General features: G+C 40.5%; 22 protein-coding genes and 1 other RNA gene. 12 read left to right on the forward strand and 11 right to left on the reverse strand.

Annotation, left to right across the window (positions count from 1 at the left end; genetic code table 11):
- Nucleotides 1–176: 176 nt before the first annotated feature.
- A complete protein-coding gene (locus VOI46_RS13820; RefSeq protein ID WP_004589126.1) occupies nt 177–3,197 on the forward strand; it encodes an EAL domain-containing protein in 3,021 nt (1,006 codons plus the stop codon).
- Nucleotides 3,198–3,270: 73 nt separating this feature from the next.
- Complete coding sequence (locus tag VOI46_RS13825; protein WP_004589125.1) at nt 3,271–4,161, forward strand: LysR family transcriptional regulator; 891 nt, start codon at nt 3,271–3,273, stop codon at nt 4,159–4,161.
- On the opposite strand, the gene VOI46_RS13830 is transcribed toward VOI46_RS13825, so the two are convergent.
- Nucleotides 4,158–5,120: a YihY/virulence factor BrkB family protein gene (locus VOI46_RS13830; protein ID WP_004589124.1), complete on the reverse strand. Its 963-nt coding sequence runs from the start codon at nt 5,118–5,120 to the stop codon at nt 4,158–4,160. The two genes, VOI46_RS13825 and VOI46_RS13830, sit on opposite strands and share 4 nt — an antisense overlap.
- A gap of 131 nt (nt 5,121–5,251) precedes the next feature.
- Between VOI46_RS13830 and VOI46_RS13835 the strand changes: the two genes are divergently transcribed.
- The 6 genes from VOI46_RS13835 to VOI46_RS13860 all read left to right on the forward strand — a co-directional run bounded on the left by VOI46_RS13835 (nt 5,252) and on the right by VOI46_RS13860 (nt 12,819).
- Nucleotides 5,252–6,322, forward strand: coding sequence for a mechanosensitive ion channel domain-containing protein (locus VOI46_RS13835; RefSeq protein WP_051063449.1), 1,071 nt, complete (start codon nt 5,252–5,254; stop codon nt 6,320–6,322).
- 521 nt (nt 6,323–6,843) lie between these two features.
- Nucleotides 6,844–8,115 (forward strand): dicarboxylate/amino acid:cation symporter, encoded by a 1,272-nt coding sequence (locus VOI46_RS13840; protein ID WP_004589122.1) that lies wholly within the window; start codon nt 6,844–6,846, stop codon nt 8,113–8,115.
- A 33-nt stretch (nt 8,116–8,148) separates the two neighbouring features.
- Complete coding sequence (locus VOI46_RS13845) at nt 8,149–9,210, forward strand: putative porin (RefSeq protein ID WP_004589121.1); 1,062 nt, start codon at nt 8,149–8,151, stop codon at nt 9,208–9,210.
- Between the two features lie 493 nt (nt 9,211–9,703).
- Nucleotides 9,704–10,345, forward strand: coding sequence for a transporter substrate-binding domain-containing protein (locus VOI46_RS13850; protein ID WP_004589120.1), 642 nt, complete (start codon nt 9,704–9,706; stop codon nt 10,343–10,345).
- A gap of 204 nt (nt 10,346–10,549) precedes the next feature.
- A complete protein-coding gene (locus tag VOI46_RS13855; protein WP_138724993.1) occupies nt 10,550–11,410 on the forward strand; it encodes an ATP-binding protein in 861 nt (286 codons plus the stop codon).
- Nucleotides 11,407–12,819: a sigma-54 dependent transcriptional regulator gene (locus VOI46_RS13860; RefSeq protein WP_004589118.1), complete on the forward strand. Its 1,413-nt coding sequence runs from the start codon at nt 11,407–11,409 to the stop codon at nt 12,817–12,819. Before VOI46_RS13855 ends, VOI46_RS13860 begins: the two co-directional genes overlap by 4 nt.
- 507 nt (nt 12,820–13,326) lie before the next feature.
- Here the strand turns inward: VOI46_RS13860 and VOI46_RS13865 are convergent.
- From VOI46_RS13865 to rsmI, 5 genes are all read right to left on the reverse strand, one after another.
- A complete protein-coding gene (locus VOI46_RS13865; RefSeq protein WP_198288830.1) occupies nt 13,327–13,962 on the reverse strand; it encodes a hypothetical protein in 636 nt (211 codons plus the stop codon).
- Nucleotides 13,963–13,984: 22 nt separating this feature from the next.
- Nucleotides 13,985–15,514, reverse strand: coding sequence for a dGTPase (gene dgt / locus VOI46_RS13870; protein ID WP_004589116.1), 1,530 nt, complete (start codon nt 15,512–15,514; stop codon nt 13,985–13,987).
- A gap of 91 nt (nt 15,515–15,605) precedes the next feature.
- Nucleotides 15,606–16,292 carry an ATP-binding protein gene (locus tag VOI46_RS13875; RefSeq protein ID WP_083901824.1) on the reverse strand — a complete coding sequence of 229 codons (687 nt, stop codon included), beginning with the start codon at nt 16,290–16,292 and terminating at the stop codon, nt 15,606–15,608.
- 143 nt (nt 16,293–16,435) lie between these two features.
- Nucleotides 16,436–16,800: RNase P RNA component class A (gene rnpB, locus VOI46_RS13880), an RNA gene on the reverse strand.
- A 43-nt stretch (nt 16,801–16,843) separates the two neighbouring features.
- Nucleotides 16,844–17,701, reverse strand: coding sequence for a 16S rRNA (cytidine(1402)-2'-O)-methyltransferase (gene rsmI / locus VOI46_RS13885; protein ID WP_004589114.1), 858 nt, complete (start codon nt 17,699–17,701; stop codon nt 16,844–16,846).
- Between the two features lie 61 nt (nt 17,702–17,762).
- On the opposite strand from rsmI, the gene VOI46_RS13890 reads away from it, so the two are divergent.
- From VOI46_RS13890 to dolP, 4 genes are all read left to right on the forward strand, one after another.
- The gene (locus VOI46_RS13890) at nt 17,763–19,646 is read left to right on the forward strand and encodes a penicillin-binding protein activator (protein WP_324738070.1); all 1,884 of its coding nucleotides are present in this window, start codon (nt 17,763–17,765) and stop codon (nt 19,644–19,646) included.
- 12 nt (nt 19,647–19,658) lie between these two features.
- Complete coding sequence (locus tag VOI46_RS13895; RefSeq protein WP_004589112.1) at nt 19,659–20,030, forward strand: YraN family protein; 372 nt, start codon at nt 19,659–19,661, stop codon at nt 20,028–20,030.
- A gap of 68 nt (nt 20,031–20,098) precedes the next feature.
- Nucleotides 20,099–20,692 (forward strand): SIS domain-containing protein, encoded by a 594-nt coding sequence (locus VOI46_RS13900; RefSeq protein ID WP_004589111.1) that lies wholly within the window; start codon nt 20,099–20,101, stop codon nt 20,690–20,692.
- Nucleotides 20,685–21,251, forward strand: coding sequence for a division/outer membrane stress-associated lipid-binding lipoprotein (gene dolP / locus VOI46_RS13905; RefSeq protein ID WP_004589110.1), 567 nt, complete (start codon nt 20,685–20,687; stop codon nt 21,249–21,251). The genes VOI46_RS13900 and dolP overlap by 8 nt, the downstream gene beginning before the upstream one ends.
- 70 nt (nt 21,252–21,321) lie before the next feature.
- On the opposite strand, the gene VOI46_RS13910 is transcribed toward dolP, so the two are convergent.
- From VOI46_RS13910 to petA, 5 genes are all read right to left on the reverse strand, one after another.
- Entirely contained in the window at nt 21,322–21,759 is a 438-nt protein-coding gene (locus VOI46_RS13910; protein WP_004589109.1) for a ClpXP protease specificity-enhancing factor, read from the reverse strand.
- Entirely contained in the window at nt 21,759–22,385 is a 627-nt protein-coding gene (gene sspA / locus VOI46_RS13915; protein ID WP_004589108.1) for a stringent starvation protein SspA, read from the reverse strand. The genes VOI46_RS13910 and sspA overlap by 1 nt, the downstream gene beginning before the upstream one ends.
- 80 nt (nt 22,386–22,465) lie before the next feature.
- Nucleotides 22,466–23,215 (reverse strand): cytochrome c1, encoded by a 750-nt coding sequence (locus VOI46_RS13920; RefSeq protein ID WP_024033324.1) that lies wholly within the window; start codon nt 23,213–23,215, stop codon nt 22,466–22,468.
- Nucleotides 23,212–24,477, reverse strand: a complete 1,266-nt coding sequence (locus VOI46_RS13925; protein ID WP_004589106.1) for a cytochrome b N-terminal domain-containing protein — start codon at nt 24,475–24,477, stop codon at nt 23,212–23,214. Before VOI46_RS13925 ends, VOI46_RS13920 begins: the two co-directional genes overlap by 4 nt.
- Nucleotides 24,477–25,067, reverse strand: coding sequence for a ubiquinol-cytochrome c reductase iron-sulfur subunit (gene petA / locus VOI46_RS13930; protein WP_004589105.1), 591 nt, complete (start codon nt 25,065–25,067; stop codon nt 24,477–24,479). The genes VOI46_RS13925 and petA overlap by 1 nt, the downstream gene beginning before the upstream one ends.
- Nucleotides 25,068–25,134: the final 67 nt, after the last annotated feature.

Below are 25,134 nucleotides of genomic sequence, written 5' to 3' on the forward strand. Positions count from 1 at the left end.
AAGCTGATTTCTAATAACTTTTTAGTGCAACCCTATATTTTGTATGGTTATTTTTGGCTTTTATGTCTACAATCACTTTTTAGGGACGCAGAGCTTAAGGAAAACTTATTTTTACTTCATCGCTTAAAAGCCAGCTTTACAGGTTACTCATCCTACTTAGCATTCCCGGCGCCGCTGTGACGGTATTTACGCTATGGTATGAGCGTGATGCTGCCATTGAAAAAAGTGAAGAAAGAATAGTAAATATAGCTAAGCAATTGACACAACATCAAAAAACAATGGTTGATGATGTTAAACGTATTACTATTTATTTAGCCGATAAAACAGCAAAAAATGAAACACTCCCCACAACCTGCCCTAATTACTTTTACGAAATAAAAGCCCTTTATAAGAATATTGCAAATATAGGTATTGTTGATAAAAATGGCGACCTACAGTGCGTGACAAATGGTCGTAGTAAAAATATTAATATTAGCGATCGTACTTATTTTCAAAATGCCATCAGTAATAAAAGTTTTTCGGTGGGGTATTTTCAATACGACCGAAGTATTCAAGCGCAAAGTGTCAATTTTGCCTACCCAATTATAGATAGTAATAACCAACTAAAAGGCACACTGGTTACCGTTATTGCATTGAATTGGTGGAATATCGCCTTAAGCGAAGCAAAATTACCTAACAATGCCAAGGCCGTTATTGCCGACTCTAATGGCTTAATACTGGCCAACTACCCTAATCAACCACGTAATTTAGGCCAAAAAATTACTGACATAGATTTACTTCACGATAAAAGCTCGTTAACCGTATTTAAAAATGCAGAAGGCGAAAACCAGGTTTTTCACCGCTCAGTTATATACAAAGACGGCCACGATAATAATTTAGATATTTATATAGCCGTTTCGGTTGAAGACTTTATTAATAAAGTGAATGAAAGCTTTGCTAAAACCATTTTTGCGTTTTTATCGGCTATTGCCCTGTTGGTGTTGCTCGCTAGGCGCTTAATTAAACAAAGTATATTTAAGCCTATCGCTAATTTAACCAAAGCCACAGATGAACTGGCAAATGGCACTATGCCCAAACATATTAAGAAGCCCAATAGCCCAGAGCTGCGCGCGCTTTATGACCGTTTTGCTGTTATGGCACAAACCCGGCTATCTGCAGAGGCTAAATTAAAAAATAAGCACAACGAGTTAATGAGCTTATTAAATGCTTTACCCGATACCTACATACGTATAAATGCCCAAGGCAAAATCCTTTATATTGGCGGCTATATTAGCCCTGTGCTAAATGTTGAGACAGGCAAAGCTTTAAAATTAGTTGATGTACTCTCTGAGGCCAACGCAGAGTTACTGCTTTCTCATTTAGGTATTTTAGAGGGTTCACAAACCGTTGAATTTACATTGTTTAAAAAATCTAAAGAGCACTTTTTTGAGGCAAGAATCAATGCACTCACTAATAATGAATACATTATTGTTCTTAGAGATATAAGCCAAAAAAAGGTCAACGAAAAAGCACTTCATTTAGCGTCGCTTGTTTACAGTAATAGTAGTGAAGGGATGATGATTACAGACCCCGACGGCATTATTTATGACGTAAACCCTGCGTTTTGCGAAACAACTCTATACAGTAAAGAAGAAGCGATAGGTAAAACCAGCCGTATTTTAGCATCTGGCAAACACTCAAAAGCATTTTATGAAAAAATGTGGGCAGAGCTCAGAGAAACTGGCCGTTGGCAGGGTGAGATAATTAATCGTAAAAAAAATGGCGACACCTATACCGAGTTTCTGATCATAGATACCGTTTACGATGATAATAACATGCCTACTCGCCGGGTGGCCATTTTTACCGACCTAACAGAAAAAAAACAAGCCGATGAAACCATATGGCGAAAAACTCACTTCGACCACTTAACTGATTTACCAAATAGGCTAGAGCTTAAAGAGCGTTTAAATAAGCGTTTTGATGAAGTAACAGGCGACAAATGCGAACTTGTTGTGATGCTGCTCGATATTGATCACTTTAAAGATATTAACGACACGTTAGGCCATCATTATGGCGATAATCTACTTAAGTTAGTTTCTCAACGGATAATTCAAGCTGCAATAAACGCCAGTTTTGTCGCGCGTATTGGCGGTGATGAGTTTGTGATTGTATACGACCATGTTAAAAGCAGTCGCCATATAAACCAAATTGCCAGCAATATATTGCAAAGCCTTTCATCAAGTATACAGCTTGAAGACGAGGAGCTATTTATTAGCGCTAGTATCGGCATTGCATGCGCACCTAGCGATGGCCAAAGTACAGAGCTGCTATTAAAAGCTGCCGACCAAGCCATGTATAAAGCTAAAAATAACGGCCGTAATGGGTTTGAGTTTTTTTCAAAAGATATGCGTATTCATGCGCAAGCGCGTATGCAGCTATTAAAAGATTTACGCACCGCCATAGAGCTTGAACAATTTGAGCTATTTTATCAGCCTATTGTGGCATTAAACGATTTGCACATTCATAAAGCCGAAGGGCTTATTCGCTGGCACCACCCTAAAAAGGGGTTAGTCTCGCCGGCGACGTTTATACCGCTTGCAGAGGAAACTAGGCAAATAAATGCGCTGGGCCAATTTGTATTTACACAAGCAATACACACCCTAAAAGAAATAAACACCACCATGGGGGAGCAATTTCAAATTAGTATAAATGTCTCTCCTGTGCAGTTATCAACAATCGATAGCGGAATTGACGATTGGTGTGAGATTTTAAAAGCAGCCAAGCTACCTGCCTCCTCTATTGTGGCCGAGATCACAGAAGGCCTTATGGTTAACCCAGAGCCACTAACTCAAAGTCGCTTAAAAACATTAGTCCAGTCAGGTGTGCAATTAGCGCTAGATGACTTTGGCACCGGCTATTCATCGCTCGCGTACTTACAGGAAATGGATACCGATTACCTAAAAATAGATAAACGCTTTATTGATAATATTAAGGCAGGGAGCCAAGAGCTTGCTTTATGTGAAGCCATTATTGTAATGGCCCACCAGCTTGGCCTAAAAGTTATTGCTGAAGGAATTGAAACGCAGCAACAAATGCAGCTACTACTAAAAGCAGGATGCGACTACGGGCAAGGTTATTTGTTTTCAAAGCCAGTGCCTAAAAAAGAGTTTATGACGTTGCTGAGCAGCAAAAAAATGGTTATTGCCAATAATAAATAAGTAGTTACGCAATAAATAGAGTGCCTACACGGTCAGGTAATTTAATCAATAGTAAGTAGTAACAAGGTTTAAAATGGCAAAGGCAACACTCGAGCAATGGAGAATGTTTAAAGCTGTTGTAGAGCATGGTGGATTTGCCGGTGCTAGCAGCGCGGTATTTAAAAGCCAATCAACCGTGCACCATGCAGTGCAAAAGTTAGAGTCGGCACTGCAAGTAAAATTGCTTGAAGTAAAAGGCCGTAAAGCGTATTTAACCGAAAACGGTAAGCTTATATTGCGCCGCGCCGAATTTTTAATAGATGAAGCCAGCAAAATAGAATCGGTTGCTAATACGTTAAGCGAAGGTATTGAAAGCACATTAAAAATAGCAGTAGATGAAGTGTTTCCGCAGCATTTATTGTACCAAGCGCTAAGCCATATTAATGAGCAATACCCGCTGGTAAAAATAGAACTGATAGAAAGCGTACTTAATGGCGCAAACGAATTACTTACCAATGCAGTGGTCGACTTAGCAATTACCTCTATTGCGCTTTATGGCATTAATTGCCATAGCTTGTGCGATATAGAATTTATTGCCGTTGCGCACCCTGATCACCCCTTACACCAGCGCACTGAACCACTGACCTACAGAGAGCTTAAATTACACAGGCAAATAGTTGTTCGCGATTCGGCCACCCACACCAGCCACGACGACGGCTGGCTTGGGGCTGATATGCGCTGGACAGTAAGTCACTTACGTAACTCTATTGATATGGTTAGCCAAAACTTTGGTTATGCATGGCTGCCTAGTGCACAAATTAAACCTTATCTTAAAAACAACACACTTAAGCCCCTTAATTTAGAGCAAGGTACAACCCGCTCCTTAAAGCTTTATTTAATGTGCACCGACAATGACCGTTTAGGCCCCGTTGGCCAAGCATTTACTCAGCATCTCATAAGCTTGTGCAATAATGAGCCCGGCTAAGAGTTTGTCGGCTCATCTACATCAAGGTGATCAGCAACATAGGCGCCGCGTTTACCGCGTTCTTTAGCGGGGCCTTTGGTACTATCTTTCGCTGTTTGTTGTTCGGTTGCCGCATTTATTACCGCCCCAAGCGTAATAATATAGGCACTTATATAGAGCCACATTAGCATAATCACTACCCCGCCTAACGAACCATACGTTTCGTTGTAGCTTGCAAAGTGAGAGACATAAAACGAAAAACCAATTGAGGCTAAAATCCATAATACAGTCGCAATACACGAGCCAAGTGTGATCCAGCGCCATTTAGCGGGTTTTCGGTGTGGTGCATAGCGATACAAAAGCACCAATGCAAAATTAAACATAAAGGCGAGTAATGGCCACGATATTAACTTTATTAGTAAGTCTATACTTTCTTTTAAGCCCACTAAATTAAGTACTATGGGTAAAATACCTATAATTAGCAAAGCAAAAATAGCCACTAAAATAGCCCCTACCGAAAATAAAAAACGTACTAACTGAGCATGAAAAAAAGAGCGTTTTTCGTATTCATGATAACTAATATTACAGGCAGTAATAAGCGCTTGGCTGCCTTTAGAGCTACTCCAAATAGTAAGAATAAGTGTACCAATTGCACTTAAGCTTAAACTGGCGTTAGAGGTTTGAGCCAAGCTCGAGACCTGAGATAAAATTAAATCGCTCGTGCTTTGCGGTAATAAGGTAACTATTTTACTTAAGTGTTCACTAATATCGGTGGGCGATGAAAAGTACGCATACACAGAAACCATTGCAGCAATAGCAGGAAAAATAGCAAGTAAGGCATAAAACGCAACGCCCGCTGCAACCAGCGATAAGTTATCTTGGCTCATTTGCTTAAAAATACGTTTGGCTATGTCCCACCAACCAATAACCGGAATGTGCACTGGCTGCTCGGCATGTTGTCCCCGTTTAGGTTTGCTCATTGTTTGCTCCTTTTTAGCCTATTATCGAGCAAAAAGTTTGCCAAGCTGTGCTTATGGCATTGGTATTAAACTTGCTACTTGCTAGATTATTTAAAATACCAAGGTAATACGCCATGAACAGCCTTATAACTATGCTAATTGCAGTGAACACCACGGCTGTGAATGCCTTAAACACCCCAGAAAGCGTGCTCAGTTGGCAGTATTTATACGCCCAAAGTTTGCAATTACTTCACGCAACAGCGCAAATATTACCCACTCTTTTATTAGGTTTTATACTTTTAACTATTAGCTACTTTGTCGCCAGTCCTTTGTCTAAGCTGTTAGTAAAACCGCTCATTTATATGACCGACAGTAAACTTGTGCACTTAGTGGCCAAACGCGGGATTAGCATTTTAATTTTATTGCTAGGCGTGTATTTATTTTTGCGTTTAGCAGGACTTACCGAATTTGCTATTGCTATTATGAGCGGTACCGGATTAATAGGCTTAATATTGGGCTTTGCCTTTAGAGACATAGCAGAGAACTTTATTGCTAGTTTGCTGTTGAGCGTTCAACGGCCATTTAAAATAGACGATGTAATAGAAGTCGATGGCCGCTTAGGTGTGGTTAAAAAGGTCACCGCTCGCGCAACCACCTTAGTTGATTACGATGGCAACCATATACAAATACCTAACGCCACGGTTTATAAAAATACCATTAAAAACCTAACTGCAAATCCAAAAATGCGTGCCAAGGTGGTGATTGGCATAGGTTACGATAACGATATTCGTTACTGCCAAACACTCGCCCTTGAAATTGCAAACAAGCAAACGGGTGTTATTACTGAGCCACCAGCACAAGTGCTGATCAATAATTTAGGCAGCTCAACAATTAACTTTAATCTGTTTTTTTGGGTTAACAGCGAACAACATAGTCCGTTAAAAGTGGCCTCGCAGTTAATGCGTGAGCTAGTAACCGAATTTACAGCGCAAAACATCAGTATGCCAGATGATGCCCGCGAGCGTATTTTACTCAGTGCACCTGATGAGAGTGATGCACAAAAGCCCAGCAACAAAGCTGAGCAACCTTTAACTGCTCAGCAAAGCTCTAAGCAGCTGCAGCAGCAAAATGAAACGGTTGATGATGTAAGTAGTGATACCGACGAAATTCGTGATCAAGCCGAAAAATCACGCGATCCTGAACAGGGTAAAAATATTATCTAAGCTAAACGTATAAGAAAAAATAAAACCACATACAGCCAATTTACAACTTAATAATGTTTTAAACCCTAAAAAATCAAAAGATATGATTAATTAATGCATTAAATATAACTTTTGTTATATCAATAATAAAAGTTATACACCTGTCAACTCATTGATTTTAAGTGAGTTATTTATAAACCATCATTTAAGCCGCCTTTAACCCGCCTTTCATTATTAATAATTATTCAAAAAGTTATATTAACAAACCGCCAACCAAAAACAATAAAATCAATAACATTCAATACGTTATTAACAAAACCGTGCTTGGCATTATTAATGCAATAACAATAATATAACAACTTTAGAGCTTAATTATGCACGTGTACAAACAACCCCTATCGAAAAAGGCTAACGAAAGCTTGTCCATAAAATTGCAAGTCCCTTGTGTGGCCTGTGCACGTGCCGGTGCAATATGCGCGTTAACGCCCTAAGCAAAAGTTAAATAGCTCCCACTAAATATTATAAATAATTGGAATAACACTATGACCAGTACAACAAGTATTAATAACAACGAGCCTAAAAAAATGGCGCTCTGGCTAAAAATACTCATAGGTATGATAGCGGGTATTATTGCCGGCATGCTGTTAGGCAATAATGCTGAATATATAAAACCAATTGGCCAGCTATTTATTAGCGCCATAAAAATGTTAATTGTACCGCTTATATTTTGCTCATTAATTGTTGGTGTTACCTCAATGAAAGACACCACTAAAATGGGGCGTATTGGTGTTAAGTCAATCGTATTTTATTTAGCCACCACCGCAGTAGCTATTTCGATTGGTTTGGGTCTTGGGTTGTTGTTTGAACCTGGCGCAGGCTTAAATATGGTTGCAACCACAGTGGCTGATGCTAAACCAAGCCCTACCTTAGTAGACACCATTGTAGGTTTAGTACCAAAAAACCCAGTGGGCTCATTAGCCTCAGGTAATATTTTACAAATTATTGTGTTTGCGTTGAGCTTAGGTATTGCTTTAAACCTAATTGGTGAAAAAGGCGAACCCGCTAGCAAAATGTTTGAAAGCCTAGCCGATGCAATGTACAAATTAACTGAGCTTGTAATGAAGCTGGCGCCATATGGTGTATTTGCATTAATGGCTTGGGTATCTGGCAAGTACGGACTGGATGTTTTACTGCCACTTATAAAAGTAATTGGCTTAGTGTACCTAGGCTGTATTATTCACGTTTTAGTGTTGGGTGGCGGCTTTGTAGGCTTACTAGGCAAGCTTAATCCACAGCGTTTTTATAAAGGTATTATTGAAGCGCAAATTATTGCTTTTACCACCACAAGTAGCTCAGGTACTTTACCTGCCAGCATTAAATGCGCCACCCAAAACTTAGGTGTATCGCGTACTGTATCAAGCTTTGTACTGCCAGTAGGCGCCACGATTAACATGGATGGCACCGCTTTATACCAAGGCGTATTAGCACTGTTTATCGCCCAAGCCTTTGGTATTGACCTCACCACAACAGATTACTTAACCATTATAGCTACAGCTACTTTAGCCTCTGTAGGCACCGCTGGTGTACCCGGTGCAGGCCTTATTATGCTTTCGCTAGTACTGACCACCGTTGGCCTACCACTTGAAGGCATTGCAATAGTTGCCGGTATTGACCGAATTTTAGATATGGCGCGCACTACCATAAATGTAACTGGCGATTTAATGGTTACTTTATTAATTGGCAAAAGCGAAGGCGAGCTTGACGAAACCCTTTACAACCAAGACAACACAGCGGCTCAACCCGCTAAGCAATAACCCTCGATTTAGTAATTTTATAGAGAACAAACCATGACTAGTAAACTTATATATTTACCCGTTGCATTAGGTGTTATTGCCTTAGCTAAGCCAGCCCATGCTGATATTACAATTGAAGGTTTAAATGGCCTTGAAGCCGTTAAGCTATTTGGCGATATGCGTATGCGCTTTGAGCGCACCGAAGGCGATACAATTGACTCAACAAGCCGCGCCCGTTTGCGTGCCCGATTTGGTATTAAATACGCAGCTACCGATAACTGGTCAGCGCAAATGCGCTTTAGAACAACCTCAAGCCAACACGATTCAACCCATCAAACCTTTGGTATCACCGATACCAGCGATAACGATGACTTTGGTTTAGACCGCGCCTTTATGAAGTACACAGGGATTAGTAACACCCAAGTATATATTGGTAAAGCGGCCCCCGTTTATATGCATTCATCAGAGCTGCTTTTTCGTGACGATATAGCGCTAGAAGGTGTACAAGCTAACTGGAGTAACAATACGTTTAGCGTTAATGCGGGGCATATTATTCTTGAAGAAAACGTCGATAATGGCGAAGGCAAGCGCGATGCTAGCTGGCAACAGCTACAAGGTGTTTATGCTACAAGTTTTAATAACATTAACGTTAAAGCCGGTATTGGCGGAATTTTTGTTAGCGCCTCAGATACGGCCTATGCCAGTGCTGAGTCGGGCCTTGATGATGACCAAGCAGGCAACGTAATGACCTACAACCTTGATGTACGTTATGGCGCAGTGCGCTTTGCAGCCGATTACTACACAAGCGAAGCCGATAGCGAAAATACAGCGTTTACTGTACATGCTCGTTATCAAATTAATAAGCAGTTTGGCCTGCGTTTTTACGTGCTACATACCGAAGCCTATGCATTGCCTATGAATGGCGCGTTTACGCAAACTAATACACCGGGTTCTTATACCAATATTAAAGGCACACGCGTACAGCTAGATTACAAAATTGCAGAGAACCTAAATGCCGATTTAAGATGGTTTAGCGTGGATAATATTAATAACGATATACCCACTAACAACAATGGCCGCGATCGCATTCAAGTAAACCTAAACATGAAGTTTTAGTACTAAGGCATGTTGACCAATCGTGATTAAAATTACAGTAGTGAGTTTAGTATTTAGCAAAAGCGATTATTAAGCCCACTCGCTTAAAAGCCAAGCGCCTTGCTTAAACTGCCCTAGCTTGAAAAACGTTAATCTACACAGGTCAACATTCTCTAAATAGGCCCAACCAATAAAAGCGATTTAATAGCCGATATTAAATCGCTTTTATTTTATTAAACAGCCTTAAAAAGACATAACTTCCTTACAAAAAACCTTAATTAACAATTAATTTATTCTTATTTAGTTTAAAGTATAAATAGATAAGACTTAAAACCATGATAAATTCGTTAGTACCTAATTTATATAAAATTAAAATACAGACTATAGTCCCCTGCTGCCAACTAAAAACAACCTTTTTGCGGCTGTAAAAGGAACATAAACGCCATTTTATTTGTACTGTTTAGACAATTTACTAACGCACTACCACAACTAAAAAATGCAGAGGTTTACTCACTTGTTTATTAAACAAAACGCTTGGTTTTATGTATTAAAAATAGCGCTACTAAGCCTACTGGGTATTAATAGCCTAAACTGCATTGCACAAGCTAATTTATCGCAGCCTAAACAAATTATAGTGGGCGGAGATTTTAACTACCCCCCTTATGAGTTTATTAACGAAGATGGCGAGCTTACAGGTTACAACGTAGAACTTAGCCAAGAAATAGCCGCTGTAATGGGGCTTAATATAAAAATAAAGCTAATGCCCTGGGCCGAAATAAGAGCCGAGTTTGACCGTGGAAATGTGGATATTTTACAAGGCATGGCCGCCACACCCGAGCGCACCGATCTGTATAACTTTAGCCCGCACACGTTTGTTAACCACTCTATATTTGCGCGCGACAATAGCCCTAAAATAACGCACTACAGCGAGCTTGAAAACTACCGCGTTATTGTACAAAGCAATGGCTCAGCATTTGATATGCTTAACCACTCAGGCTTAAACATTACCCTTATACCGGTTGAAACCCATGCCGATGCCCTGCGTTTGCTTGCCTCTGGCCGCTATGACTTTGCAGTGGTTTCAAACTTACCCGGTTTATATTTAAGTAAAAAATTGGGGCTATCAAACATCACTGCTATTTCTAGCCTAGAATGAAACCGGCTTTATGGCTATGCCACTAAAACCGCAGATGAAGCGCTGTTATCGCAATTTACTCAAGGCTTAGCTATTTTAAAAAACACCGGCCGCCAGCAAGAAATTTACGATAAATGGTTTGGCCCGTTAAACGTATCACCTTGGTCAAAAGCTGGCGTAATAGCGGGTATATGTGTAGTGGTGCTGCTACTAATTAGTACCGTAGTGATAATTTGGAACAAAGCCCTGCGCAAAAAAGTAGAAAGCCGCACCAAAGAGCTACAAGCCCAGCAGTTACAGCTACTTCATGCAGATAAAATGGCCTCACTGGGGGTACTGGTTTCGGGAGTAGCTCACGAAATTAATAACCCATGTAGTATTTTAACGTTAAATTTTCCGTTTATAAAAGAAGCCTTTGAAGATGCAACAGACATACTTGATGAGCATCAAGCACGCCAAGGCGACTTTCTTGTTGCCGGTGTAAGCTATCAGCGCTTTAAACATATGCTGCCAGAAATTTTAGACGATATGCACATTGCCAGTAACAAGGTAAAAGGCATAGTAGAGGATTTAAAAAGCTTTGCCGTAAAAGGTGAAGCATCGCATGAGAAAACTGAGCAGCTAGATTTAAACCTACTAACAAACCGCTCTATTCGCTTAGTCACAAATCAAATTAAAAACTCGACAAACCACTTAGAGGTTAACTTAGCCAACTCACTGCCTGCGTTTAAAGGCAGCGGCAGCCGCATCGAGCAAGTAATCGTTAATTTAATTTTAAATGCCTGCCAAGCGCTTGAAGACAAATCGCAAAAAATTATTATCACCAGCTATTTCCATACTAAACACAATCAGGTTGTGCTGAGCATTGAAGATCAAGGCGTAGGCATTGATCAACAGCACTTAATTAAGCTCACCGACCCGTTTTATACCACCAAACGACAATCTGGCGGCACCGGCTTAGGGCTTTCTGTATCAGCGGGGATCGTGGCAGATCACCAAGGCCAACTCACCTTTAAATCAACCCTCGGTAAAGGCACAAAAGTAAAGCTATCACTACCCTTATTACAACACGAGAGAGAACTATGAATACTAATTTATATCCTAGTTTTGAGGTCCTCATTTGTGATGACGACAACAGCTTTTTACGAAGCATATCGTTTGCAATAGAGCGCTACTGCGGCATTAACAACATTGTACAATGTAATGATAGCCGCGATGTAATTGCCAAACTAAACCAAGGGAATGTTCGCGTTGTATTGCTTGATTTAAACATGCCACATATCAGCGGCGATGAGCTTATAGCGCAAATTACAGAGCTTTTTCCGCACATTTCGGTGGTGATCATCAGCGGCATTAACCAAGTAGAAGCCGCTGTAAAATGCATAAAGTTAGGTGCTTATGGTTATCATGTAAAAACAGAAGATCCCGAACGCCTAAGCAATAGCATAATGCAGGTGGTGCGTTTTCAAGAGCTAAACCTAGAAAACCAAGCCATGCGCGGCTATCTGCTAGAAAACCAAACAAGCCTGCATCCTGCGTTTTCTAAAATTATCAGTGTAGATCACCAAATGCATTCGGTGTTTAATTACATTGAGTCTATATCAAATAGCCAACAACCTATTCTTATAACCGGAGAAAGCGGCGTAGGAAAGGAGCTTATAGCCAGAGCCATTCACGAAACCAGTAGCTGCAGTGGCGAACTTGTGTGTGTAAACGTAGCCGGCCTTGACGATAACTTATTTTCGGATACCTTATTTGGCCATAAAAAAGGCGCTTTTACAGGTGCTGAGCAAGCCCGCAAAGGCATGATAGAACGCGCATCAGGCGGGATACTATTTCTTGATGAAATTGGCGATTTAAACCTGGCCTCGCAAGTAAAGTTATTAAGGCTTTTGCAAGAAGGCGAATATTACCCAGTAGGCAGCGATACCCCAAAGCGCATCAACGCGCGCATTATTGCAGCCACCCACCAAAACTTACTCACTAAAAAAGAAAATGGCGAATTTAGAAACGACTTATACTACCGTTTAAAAATTCATCATGTAAATATTCCGCCGCTGAGAGAGCGCAAGCAAGATATAGCCTTATTACTCGAGCACTTTTTAACGCTTGCCGCACAAGAATTTAATAAACCGGTGGCAAGTATTCCAAAAGAATTATTAATTTTACTCGAAAACTACGCTTTCCCAGGCAATATAAGAGAGCTGCGCGCCATGGCCTTTGATGCAATGAGCACCCACCAAAGTGGCGCCCTGTCTATGAAAGCGTTTGAAAGCGTACGCAGCGCCGTGCCCAAATTAGATATGCAAGCCCAGCTTGCCAAGCCGTTATTTGAGTCAACATCAACGCTACCCACTTTAAAACAAGCCGCAGAATTACTGGTGGCAGAAGCTATGAAACGTAGCAACTCAAATCAATCAATGGCAGCGCAACTACTCGGTATATCGCAGCCAGCGCTCAGTAAGCGACTTAAAAAAGGACAGCCTGAGCCTTAAAAACAAAGTATGTAATCAAATTTTAAGCACAAAAAAAGCCCGCAGCGTTAACTGCGGGCTTTTTTGTTGAATGAGTGAGTTAGCCTATAAGTTTCAAGGCTGAAAAAAAAATTGCAAGCAAAAACAATACGTTCATTTTTAATACTTTAAAATCAAGTACCACTTTGGCACATCTTTTGGCACAGTTCCAGAAGGAAAACGCTTTTTTTTGAGCTACTCACGTATAATGTAGAAGCATTAACTGACATAAAACCAAAAGAAAAGGAGTTCTATCAGATGTATCTATTCGTAATAGACCAAAACCCACAAAATAACGGTGACCACGAAGTTCATAATAAAAGCACAGGTTGCTCATATATGCCTAACCCAGAGAATCAAGTATCTCTTGGTTATCAACAGTCCTGTTCAAGCGCTATTTCCGAAGCTAAAAGTAAATGGCCTCAAAGTAAAATAAACGGCTGCTTTTACTGCTGCAACGCATGCCACACTAGCTAGCTGTTATCGGGGCTAATACCCCCTCTTACTAATACTAGGTGGAGGTGGAAGTTTATCACCAACAAAGAAATCCGTTCCGGATACAAAACCACAGTGGGTCGGAAACTTCTTATAATGAGAGGTATTCTTACTCCACCTTAATGCAGAGTAACCTCCCATAATTCTATGCCCAACCCACCTTTCGTCTATTAACTTATAACCACTAGGTTTGTTTAATAACAATAAGCTGCCCATAAATTGCAACCACTGTTGATGATCTAGCAATTTATTTCCATAAGCATGATACGAGCGACCACTTGAGAAAATATTAAAACCCATTCCCCAATAATTACATAGCTCTTTAAGTACACCTGAGGCTGATGGTTCAGCTCCTTTAGAACCAAAATCAATCATTGGTAAGTGCATTACTGTAGAGTTTAAATATAGCTTTGAGTGAAAAGCCAGCTCACAATCGGATTCTAGGTTAATTAACTCAGCCAGCAAATAGCTTTCTGTTAGCTCTGAAGCAGAAATACTTAACTCTTGCCGTTCATCTCTAAACGATTGAGGCTCATATCTATACCTACTTAAATTTAAGTGAATCGAACAATTCAGATAGCCGTTAAGAACTTCTTTCACCCAACAAATAGGATGACGACTTAGTTTCATCCTATGAGTGATCCCATTATGGTCATTTGAGAACATTTATACCTTTCACCATTTGAAAAAACTCCATTGAGTATTGATCTGTCATTCCAGAAACAAAGTCAATTATTAAATGTAACCTTAACTGCCACTCAACACCATTCTCTAAACTGAGGAAAAGCTCTGAAAATTTATCATGAACACAATCATCAACCTTGCTGCAATCCAATTCAAACTGAGGAATAGAACAACCTAAAATGGCAGCTTTATAAGCATTTAAATGTTTTTCTGGTAATCGATTAAATAACCTTCTTTGTCTGTGTAGTGATTCATCCTTTATTCCATCAAAATCATTTTTTAACAAAAATAGGAAGTGCTCTTTTGTCAGTTTAAGAATACACTCAAACTCCTCAAGTATACCTGAAATAATTTTAAAACCGGACAGTTCCATGCACTCGGCTTCTTCTGATGTAAACAAGTAATCGCCAGTGTAAACCTTTAAAACTTTTAGTAAGTCATAACTTAAAGTTCCTTTGCAAACTAACTCTTCTCTTTCATCAAAACTACATATACGTTCATAATTAGTTACGAATTTTTCAGCTACAGAGTCAACTAAGAAGTTAGACAACAAAGTCTTGAAACTCAAAAATATCCCAATTGAGTCACCTTTAGTTCCATTTAACTTAGCCATTAGCTCTTCACAAATACTTGGGTTTTTGTGCTTTTTAGCAACTTTAGATAACCCTTTGATCACTTCTTTTTTAAAGTGATCCATATTAATGATTTTCTTTTCAATTCCGTCTTCAATATCACTTATACAATAAGAAATATCATCAGAAGCCTCCATCAAAAAACCTAATGGATGCCTACTATTAAGCGGCATTCCCAAGGCTTCCCAAGCAGATTTGATTACATCTTTTTCTGTGCTGAAATAACCTATTTTTTTACTAAACGGTGAATTTTTATTCTCTTCTTTTTCGGTTGACCCATAAGTATATTTAAGAAATGCTGCTAACTGAGTATAGGTTAAATTCAAACCATAATATCCATCATCACCTTGTAGCTTGGTAATAATCCTAAAACCTTGTGGGTTACCATCAAAATGAGTAAGGTCCAACGTTAAAGATTTTCTCAATTTCTCATCTTTAAAAAGTTCTGTAAACCAACCTTTACTGACTAAATCTCCAGCCCATTCTGATACAGCAGCCTCACCAAAGTGACCAAAAGGAGGGTTTCCTATATCATGCATTAAGCAAGCTGTTTCTACGATATTGGATATTGAAAGGCTATTCTCTTCCCAATACTTTTTTATTTCATCAGACTTATCCGAACCAGCTATTTTCTCTAGAACTTTAGCAACTATATATCTTCCAATATGTGAAACTTCAATAGAGTGGGTTAACCTTGAACGAACTGATGAGTTGCTTTCTAAAGAAAAAACTTGAGCCTTCTGCTGAAGCCTTCTAAAAGCAGCAGAGTATATTAATCTAGCACGATCACTTTGTGTTGAAGCAAGCAAAGAATCGTGCTCAGCGGTTGAAGCTCGATGTCTTGTAATTGAATTTAAGTTTTCCATTTCATCTACTTATTTAAGTTAAAATCACTTTGCAATCAATTTTACAAGCATACATAACTTAAGCTTAGATTAACATTCTTAATAGCTTAGTTTAAAAGCCAATCCTTCTTGGCGCTGAGCCTTTCACCTTTTGCTCTTCAAAAAGGTAGTTTAATACATCCGATGTTGACAGTGATTTATTGCTAAAACGCATTTTTCTGGCGATCACACTAAAGTCACCAGGGGTTAAACGATTTAACTCAGTAAGCATTTTTGTGCTATTGGGCGGGAGTGACCTTTCACCTGTTAATTTTAAAAGCATATGTTTCACTTGCTGATCGGTTAAGTAATCCAGTTCAAGCTTGAAATCACAGCGTCTTAGCAAAGCTTTATCTAACTTATCTTTAAAGTTAGTGGCAGCAAAAAATGGAAATTCAAACATCTCAAGATTACATAAAAGTTGGTTAACTGATTGAATTTCCCAGTTGCTTTTAGCGCTCTCTCGACTTGCAAACAAACTATCAGCTTCATCGATAAAAATGGCCGCTTCTTGCTCGGTTGCTTTTACAAATAGCTCCTTAATATTTTGCTCGCTTTCACCAACCCACTTACTCAAGATATCTGAAGCTTTAACACTAATTAGATCATACCCAGCCTCTTCACATACATGATTTACGAATGCAGTTTTGCCTGTTCCTGCTGGGCCAAATAGTAAAGTTCTTGCGCCATGATGGCTTTCTATAGCAGTTACAATTTCGTTCATTGATGAAAAAAGGATGGGGTCAAATCTTGACTTCATACATCATAATTTCTCACAGCCTAGTTATCACTCTTTGTTGAAATTCTAACTAATACTGCAAACAGATAACCAAAAACTAATGACTTATCTTAATTTTAAACACAAAAAGCCCGCAGCGTTAACTGCGGGCTTTTTTTTTGAATGAGTGAGTTAGCCATATAAGCCGGGTTCTGTCCTTTCCGAAGAAAGTGATAATCATTCGTCTAGGCCATAAATCGCTCTATGGCTCAAGCAACCTACCCGGTTCCAACGTGGGCCACGCCATAAGGAACCCTATTTGGTCTTGCTCCGAGTGGAGTTTACCTTGCAACCAACTATTACTAGCGGCCCGGTGCGCTCTTACCGCACCCTTTCACCCTTACCAACCCGAGGGTTGGCGGTCTTCTCTCTGCTGCACTTGTCGTGGACTCACGCCCCCCAGCCGTTAGCTGGCACTCTGCCCTGTGGAGCCCGGACTTTCCTCCCCCTGATCATTTTCGTCACAGGCAGCGATTATCTTGGCTAACTCGGCGCGCAGTATACATGAGCTGTGCCTTGTACGCAGTAAAGATTTACTCTTTTTCGTCAATAATTGTTTTATACAGGGCGTTTTTCTTCATTCCAAAGTATTCAGCAACAATGCCACAGGCTTTTTTCATCGGCATTTCGCTTTCAAGTAGCGCCAGCATTTTACGCGCCTCTGGCGGTATATCATCTACTTGCTTGGGTTTACCTGGCAACATGAGCACTATTTCGCCGCGTTGCTTGGTTGGGTCATCAGTTAAAAACTGCTTTAACTCACTTACGCTACCATTAAAAAAGGTTTCAAAGGTTTTGGTAAGCTCTTTTGCAAAAACCACTTGTTGCTCACTACCTAATGCCGCTTCTAAATCATCTAGGCTTGCCATAATACGGTGGGTGCTTTCGTACATTATGCTGGTAATGCTTGAGTTTACAGCTTCTATGAAAAAATCTTGGCGGGCTTTACTTTTAGCCGGTGTAAAGCCAATAAACTGAAAGCGATCTGTTGGCAGGCCTGAGCAACACACTGCAGTAATAGCAGCACACGCACCGGGCACGGGTGTTACATGCGCGCCCTGCTCGCGGCACAGGTTTACAACGGCATAACCTGGGTCGCTTATCAGCGGCGTGCCAGCATCTGAAACTAGCGCGATATTTTTGCCTTCGTTTAGCCAATCAATAATCTGCTGCGCTTTTTGTTTTTCGTTATGGTCATGTAGTGCAAAAGTTTTAGCCTTTATACCAAAGTGGCTTAGTAGCTTACCGGTGTGGCGCGTGTCTTCAGCAGCGATTAAGTCAACTTGCGATAATGTCGCGATGGCACGCTGGCTTAAGTCGTCAAAATTGCCAATTGGGGTGGCAACAATGTAAAGAGTGCCAATTTTATGTGAATTCTCCTCATTTAACATTGAGGTCTCCTGCGTCAGTCAGTAATATAAGCAAATCGCGTTAACGTATTGGGAAATCATTGTGCGACTTAAACTTGTTAGTCTATTAATTATATTGTCAGGGTTATCGGCCTGTAGCACAACCGAAAAACCAACTAAAAATAGCGATAGCATTAACACCAGTGCGAATGCGCTGCAAAATCAAGCAACCAGTGCCGATGCTATTTATAAATTAGCGCTTAATCGTACCGGTGCCGACAAAATTCAATTGCTTTATAGTGCGCGTGATGCGGCTATTTCTGAGCAAAGCTGGCCGTTACTTGAAAACATTTGTAATGAGCTTGAGCAAACCCCAAGTGTAGATAAAATTCAAAACCGCTTATACATTTCTTATGCACAAAAGCAGCAAAATAAAAACGACCAAGCGCTCGTTATTTTGCAATCGCTCGATGGCCAACTTAAACAGCCTGAACACTTTGCTTGGCATCAATATTTAACTGCTAGCATATATGCATCGCAAAACTTTCCTAAGCGCGCCGCACCTTATTTTTTTAGAGCCTCAGAAACTGCGAATAAAAACAATATTGAGATCCCTGCTCTGCAAAGTGCGCTGTGGGATAACTTAACAAAGCTGTCTTCTTATGCGCTAGAGCGCTTTAATCGTGGCTCTGTTATTCAACAAGGTTGGACTAACTTAGCTTTGTACCACCAGGTATATGCAAATAGCGGTGTAGAGCTTGACCAAGCCATCAATAATTGGCGCCGTCGCTACCCTGGGCACCCTGCCGTAGCTATTTTACCCGAGCAAGATGAAGCCCTAGCCGACCTAGCACCAGTTAATATAGAGCGTTTAGCTGTACTTTTACCGCAATCAGGCGCAAATGAGCGTTTAGGTGACGCCCTAAAAGCCGGCATTTTGGCAGGGCTTGATAAGCAAAGTATTAGCGACACTGTTTTTATAGATGAGAACCTTGCAACCCAAGTGCTAAGCGAGCAGCTGAGCCAATTTAATCCAGACTTTGTGATTGGGCCATTATTAAAAGCGAATATAGATAAACTTGCGCAAGCTAAAACACTTATTGATACCCCTACATTACACTTAAATACATTTGATGGTGAGCGACTCTCGCTGCAACATTACTTTTTTGCTTTAAACCCTGAGCATGAAGTGCAGCAAGCGCTGGAGCACTTTTTAGCTAAAGGTTATCAAAAGCCTATGTTATTAGCGCCTAATAATGCCAATGGTCAGCGTTTGGTTGATTACTTTAATATTCAGTGGCAGCGCTATAGCGAAACAAAACCGCAAATTGGGTTTTATAACGATAACAAAGATATGCCAAACACAATTACAAGCTTGTTAGAGGTTGATAAATCTAAGCAGCGTATTAAAACGGTTAAGTCTTTATTTAAACAAGAAGTAGAAAGTGAAACCCGCTCTCGTAGCGATATTGATGCCATATACATTTTAGGCGACGCTATAGAAACACGCCTGATAAAACCTTATTTAGATGTAAATGTAAGTACTTTTGCACAGCGGATCCCGCTTTATGCCAGCTCTAAAAGCCATAGTAAACAAATAGATCGCACCGATAAAGGCGATTTAGAAGGGCTTTACTTTACAGAGCTTCCGTGGATGCTTAATGCGACAGTTAAACAACATAATTTACGCAACCAATACAACACGCTGTGGCCTGAAAATGCCGATATAAGCCAACGCCTATTTGCTATGGCTTACGATGCCGTGTCGGTGCTAAGCGACATTAGGCAATTGAGTGTAATGCCCGGTAATAAGTTTACAGGTTTAAGTGGAAAGCTTTCGGTAAATACAAGCGGACACATAGAGCGTACGCTTGATTGGGCACAATACACAAATAGACGCATAAAAGCCGTACAGCTAGAAACAAAGCAGCCCGTGCCTTTATTTATGCAATCAGCCAACGAAAGCACTACGCTTACGTTTGATTAATCTGGAGCGGCTATGTCGTGGTTTAAAGAGCTGTGGCAAAATAGCCGAGAAAAAGGCCAGTACTATGAACGCCAAGCAGAAAAATACTTAACCCGTGAAGGGCTTACGCCTATTGAGCGTAATTATTACTGCCCCTTTGGTGAGCTTGATGTGATTATGAAACACGGCGATACGCTTGTATTTGTAGAAGTTAAGTTTCGTAAAAACAATGCGAGAGGCGGTGCAAATTATGCCCTTGGCGCACAAAAACAAGCACGACTAAAACGCACTATTTATCACTACTTGGCAGCAAAAAACTTAACTAATCAGCCTATAAGAGTCGACTATGTTGCCATTACAGGTGAAGGCTCTGGCAATATAAATTGGATCAAAAGCGTACTTTAACACCACGCAAACAGATTAGTAAAACGCCCAGCAACAAACAAAAATGACGAATAAATTATTGGTAGTCTATGCAAGATACAATTAAAGAAATTTTTACAGAAAGCATTCAAGTACAAATAGCAGCAGGCGAAGTACTGCCAAGCGCACTAGAGTCTGCGGCATTTACCATTGCACAAAGTTTAATTAATGGTAACAAACTCCTTTGCTGTGGCACGGCAAACTGCCATATGCTAGCGCAGCACATGGCCGGCGTATTAGTTAATCACTACGAAACAGAGCGCCCCTGTTTACCTGCTATTGCGCTATCTCAAGAAAACATCAATTTAGGGCAAAGTAGCCAAGTAGATGAGCATGATACCTTTGCTCGCCAAGTACGTGCCTTTGCACAACAAGGCGATTTACTGCTGGCGTTAGCAATTAATGGCAACGAAAAACATATTATTTCTGCTGTAGAAGCGGCACTTACTAAAGATATGAAGGTCATAGTGATGGTAGGTGACGATGGTGGAGAACTCGTTGGCTTATTAGGCCCTAATGATGTAGAAATTCGTACGCCTTCTAAGCGCCCTAGCCGCATTATTGAATCTCACTTAGTTAACTTACATTGCTTAAGTGAACTGGTTGATTTAACTCTTTTCCCGCAGGATGAAAATTATGTTTAAACGCTCTCTTATTGTTTTAGGTACTGTTGTTTTACTGCAAGGCTGTGCAGCCGCAGTGGTTGCAGGAACAGCTGGTGCAGTAACAGCAGCAAATGATCGCCGCACCATTGGATCGCAAATAGACGACAATAATATAGAAATTAAAGCCAGTATTGCGCTTAGTGAAGTTGAACGACTAGAAAAGTTCGCCAATGTAGACGCTATAAGCGTTAATGGCATTGTTTTACTGGTAGGTCAGGTTGCCAATCAAGAAATGAAAAACCAAGCTCAGCAGAGCATTGAGGGGCTCTCAGGTATACGTAAAATACATAACCAAATTAGAATTGGCTCAAATATTGGTATTACCACACAAACACACGATTCGTGGCTAACCTCTAAAGTAAAAGCGCAGCTTTTAACTGCTAAAGATATACCGAGTAATAATATTAAAGTAGTGACCGAAAACGCTGAAGTATTTTTAATGGGATTAGTATCTGAATCTGAGTCTAACCAAGCGGTTAACATTGCACGCAATGTATCGGGTGTAGAGCGCGTTATTAAAGTGTTTGAATATTTATAAAATACATAAAAAGCCGTTTATGAGGCACATAAAAAAACCGCTTAATTAGCGGTTTTTTTGTATTTAAGCGTTACTTGATAACGCGTAAATGTGAGCCTTTTTTCTTTTCTGGCTTTTCTGGCGGGGTTTCATCAATAATTTCATCTGATGTTTCCACACTTTCAAGGTCAGGTGCAAAATCGTCTTCGTCCTCTAAAAACTCATCTGCAGTAAAGACTGTGCCTTCGCCATTTTCACGCGCATAAATAGCAAGCACCGCACCTAAAGGCACATATACTTGCATTGGCTGTCCACCAAAGCGCGCATTAAAGCTTAGTTGTTCCATATCTAACGAAAACCCAGTAACGGCAGAAGGGCTAATATTAAGCACTATTTGGCCATCTTGTACAAACTGCGTAGGCACTTGTACTGCTGGGTACTGCGCATCAACCACTAAATGTGGTGTGCAGTCGTTATCTACGATCCAATCAAAAAAAGCACGTAGTAAATAAGGACGATTAGGCGTCATTATAAACGGATCTCACGCTCTGCTTCAGTTAAAGAAGCTTGGAATGACTCACGCTCAAATAAGCGGATCATGTACTCTTTTAGCTCTTTAGCGCCAGAGCCATTAAGCTCAATACCAAACTCTGGTAAACGCCATAATAGTGGTGCTAAATAACAATCCACTAAGCTAAACTCTTCACTCATAAAGTATGGAGCTTCGTTAAAGATTGGTGCAATTGCAAGTAACGCTTCAGTTAACTCTTTACGAGCTTGTGCAGCATCTGCTGTATTGTTAATGATTTTTTCAGCAAGGCTGTACCAATCAGTATCAATACGGTGCATCATTAAACGGCTACGACCACGCATTACCGGATACACAGGCATTAGTGGAGGATGAGGGAAACGTTCATCAAGGTATTCCATGATGATGTTTGCCTGATATAAGCCAAGCTCACGGTCAATCAGTGTGGGTACTGTACCGTAAGGGTTAATTTCGTGAAGTGCCTCTGGCAAGTTATCCTTTTCAGCCAAATGAATATCTACACTTACACCTTTTTCTGCAAGTACAATACGTACTTGGTGGCTATACATACAGTTAGCACCAGAAAAAAGGGTCATTACAGGGCGCTTATTGGCAGCTACGGCCATGCCTATACCTCCATTAAATAACTAAAACAGCAATAGGGGCTTAAGCCCCTATTGCAAAATTACCTTGTAAAATGCTCAAATTAATGAACATCTCTCCAGTATTCTTTCTTAAGCATAAATGCCAAGATAAACAGGATAACTAAAAATCCAATTACCTTAATACCTAACGCTTCTGACTCAAGGCGTGTAGGTTCACCTACATACTCTAAGAAATTCGTTAAATCACGAACCGCTTGATCGTATTCATCAACGCTTAATTCGCCCTTACCATCTGTTTCAGTACCAACAACTTTAGTCACTGTTTGACCATGTTGTTCAACTTCTTCAATGATAGGTGTTGGTAAACCTTGTAGTTCTTGAAGAACATGTGGCATACCCACCGATGGGAATAACGTATTATTTACGCCAAACGGACGAGATTCATCTTTATAAAACGATTTTAAGTAAGTGTAAATCCAATCACTGCCACGCACACGCGCCACATTGGTTAGATCCGGCGGAGCCGCACCAAACCATTTAGCAGCATCTTCTTTTGCGATAGCGTTAAGAATATGGCCACCTACTTTTGAACCATCAAAAATCAATTGCTCTTTGCCAAGCTCGGTTGGAATACCAATATCACGGAAAGTACGTTCATAACGTTGATACTGCATTTGGTGACAACCAAGACAGTAGTTCATGAACAACTTTGCGCCGCGCTGCAAAGAAGGCTGATCAGATATATCGTTACCCGCTTCCATAAGAGGAACCGAAGGACCCGCAGCCATAACCATGTTAGGCAGCAAGTTTACTGATAAAGCAAATACACCAATAAGTAGCTTTTTCATCATTTCGTTAACCTCTCAGGCAATGGCTTAGTTTTTTCATTCTTACTGTATATAAATAACAGTACGAAGAACATAAAGTAAGTCACAGTACAGATTTGAGAAATTATCGTTTTCATATCAGTTTGTGGCGTTGCACCCACCCAACCTAAAAGAACGAAAGTTACAACAAAACCTGCAATGTTCCATTTGTGGAAACCACAACGGTAACGAACCGATTTAACACGACCACGGTCAATCCACGGTAACAATGCGAGTACCACAATTGACGCACCCATTGCCGCAACACCGATAAGCTTATCAGGGATTGCACGTAAGATTGCATAGAATGGCGTAAAGTACCAAACTGGGAAAATGTGCTCTGGCGTTTTAAGTGGGTTTGCTGCTTCAAAGTTTGGCGCTTCTAGGAAGAAACCATTCATCGCAGGCATAAAGAATACAACCCAACAGAACAAGATTAAGAAACCAACCACGCCCACAATATCTTTTACTGTGTAGTACGGGTGGAACGGTATCGCATCAACAATGTCTTTTTTGTCGGTGTAATACTCATGGAATTTAAATTTAGACTTATCTTCTTCAGCCACAGTGCCTTTTTTGCGTTTTATTTCAACACCGTCTGGGTTGTTAGAGCCCACTTCGTGCAGCGCAACAATGTGTAAGAACACTAAAATTACAATAACCAATGGTAGTGCAATAACGTGTAATGCAAAGAAGCGGTTAAGCGTTGCACCCGATATTACGTAGTCACCACGGATCCAAAGTGTTAAGTCATCACCAATTACCGGAATAGCCCCGAATAACGAAATGATTACCTGCGCACCCCAGAACGACATTTGACCCCATGGTAGTAAGTAACCCATGAAGGCTTCAGCCATTAATGCTAAGAAAATAAACATACCGAACAACCACAGTAATTCACGTGGTTTTTGGTAAGAGCCGTAGATCATGCCACGGAACATATGCATATAAACAACGATGAAAAACGCAGATGCACCCGTTGAGTGTAAATAACGTAATAACCAACCGTATTCAACATCACGCATGATGTACTCTACTGATGCGAAAGCGCCTTCAGAAGAGGGAACAAAGTTCATCGTTAACCAAATACCAGTAAGTATTTGGTTTACTAGTACTAACATGGCTAGCGAGCCAAAAAAGTACCAGAAGTTAAAGTTTTTAGGTGCTGGATACTGTGCAATGTGCATGTTCCAAACACGTGTCATTGGGATACGGTCGTCAATCCAACTAACAATTTTACCAAACATTAGGCTACCCCTTTTTCTTCGCCCACTAAAATAGTGGTTTCATCAAGAAAAGTATAAGGTGGTACTTCTAAGTTCAATGGTGCAGGAACTGATTGAAATACTCGCCCAGCCATATCAAATTTAGAACCGTGACATGGACAGTAAAAACCATCATCTGTCCCTTCAACTTTTTCACTAAAGTTACCTTGGAAAAAGCCTGGAGAACACCCTAAATGCGTACAAATACCAACAGCGACAAAAATCTCTGGGCGTAATGAACGGTAATCATTTGTTGATGATTCTAGTTGTTGTGGCTCTTGCGATTGCGGATCACGAAGTTGACCTTCATGTTCTTTCATCTGCTCAAGCATTTTAGGGGTACGTGATACAACCCATACAGGTTTACCACGCCACTCGACACGTATTAATTGTCCTGGCTCAAGTTTGCTGATATCTACTTCTACAGGCGCACCCGCAGATTTAGCTCGCTCACTTGGATTCCAAGACGCAATAAAAGGAACAGCAGCCCCAGCCGCACCAACACCACCTACAACAGAGGTAGCTATGGTTAAAAAGCGACGTCGGCCATTGTCTACAGGCGCATTGCTCATCCACTTATCTCCACTATGATTCTCAACACTTGCTATATTGAGAACATCAGTTACAGCAGGTTAATTT

Source organism: Pseudoalteromonas sp. CuT4-3 (genome assembly GCF_035666335.1).
GTDB lineage: Bacteria > Pseudomonadota > Gammaproteobacteria > Enterobacterales > Alteromonadaceae > Pseudoalteromonas > Pseudoalteromonas atlantica.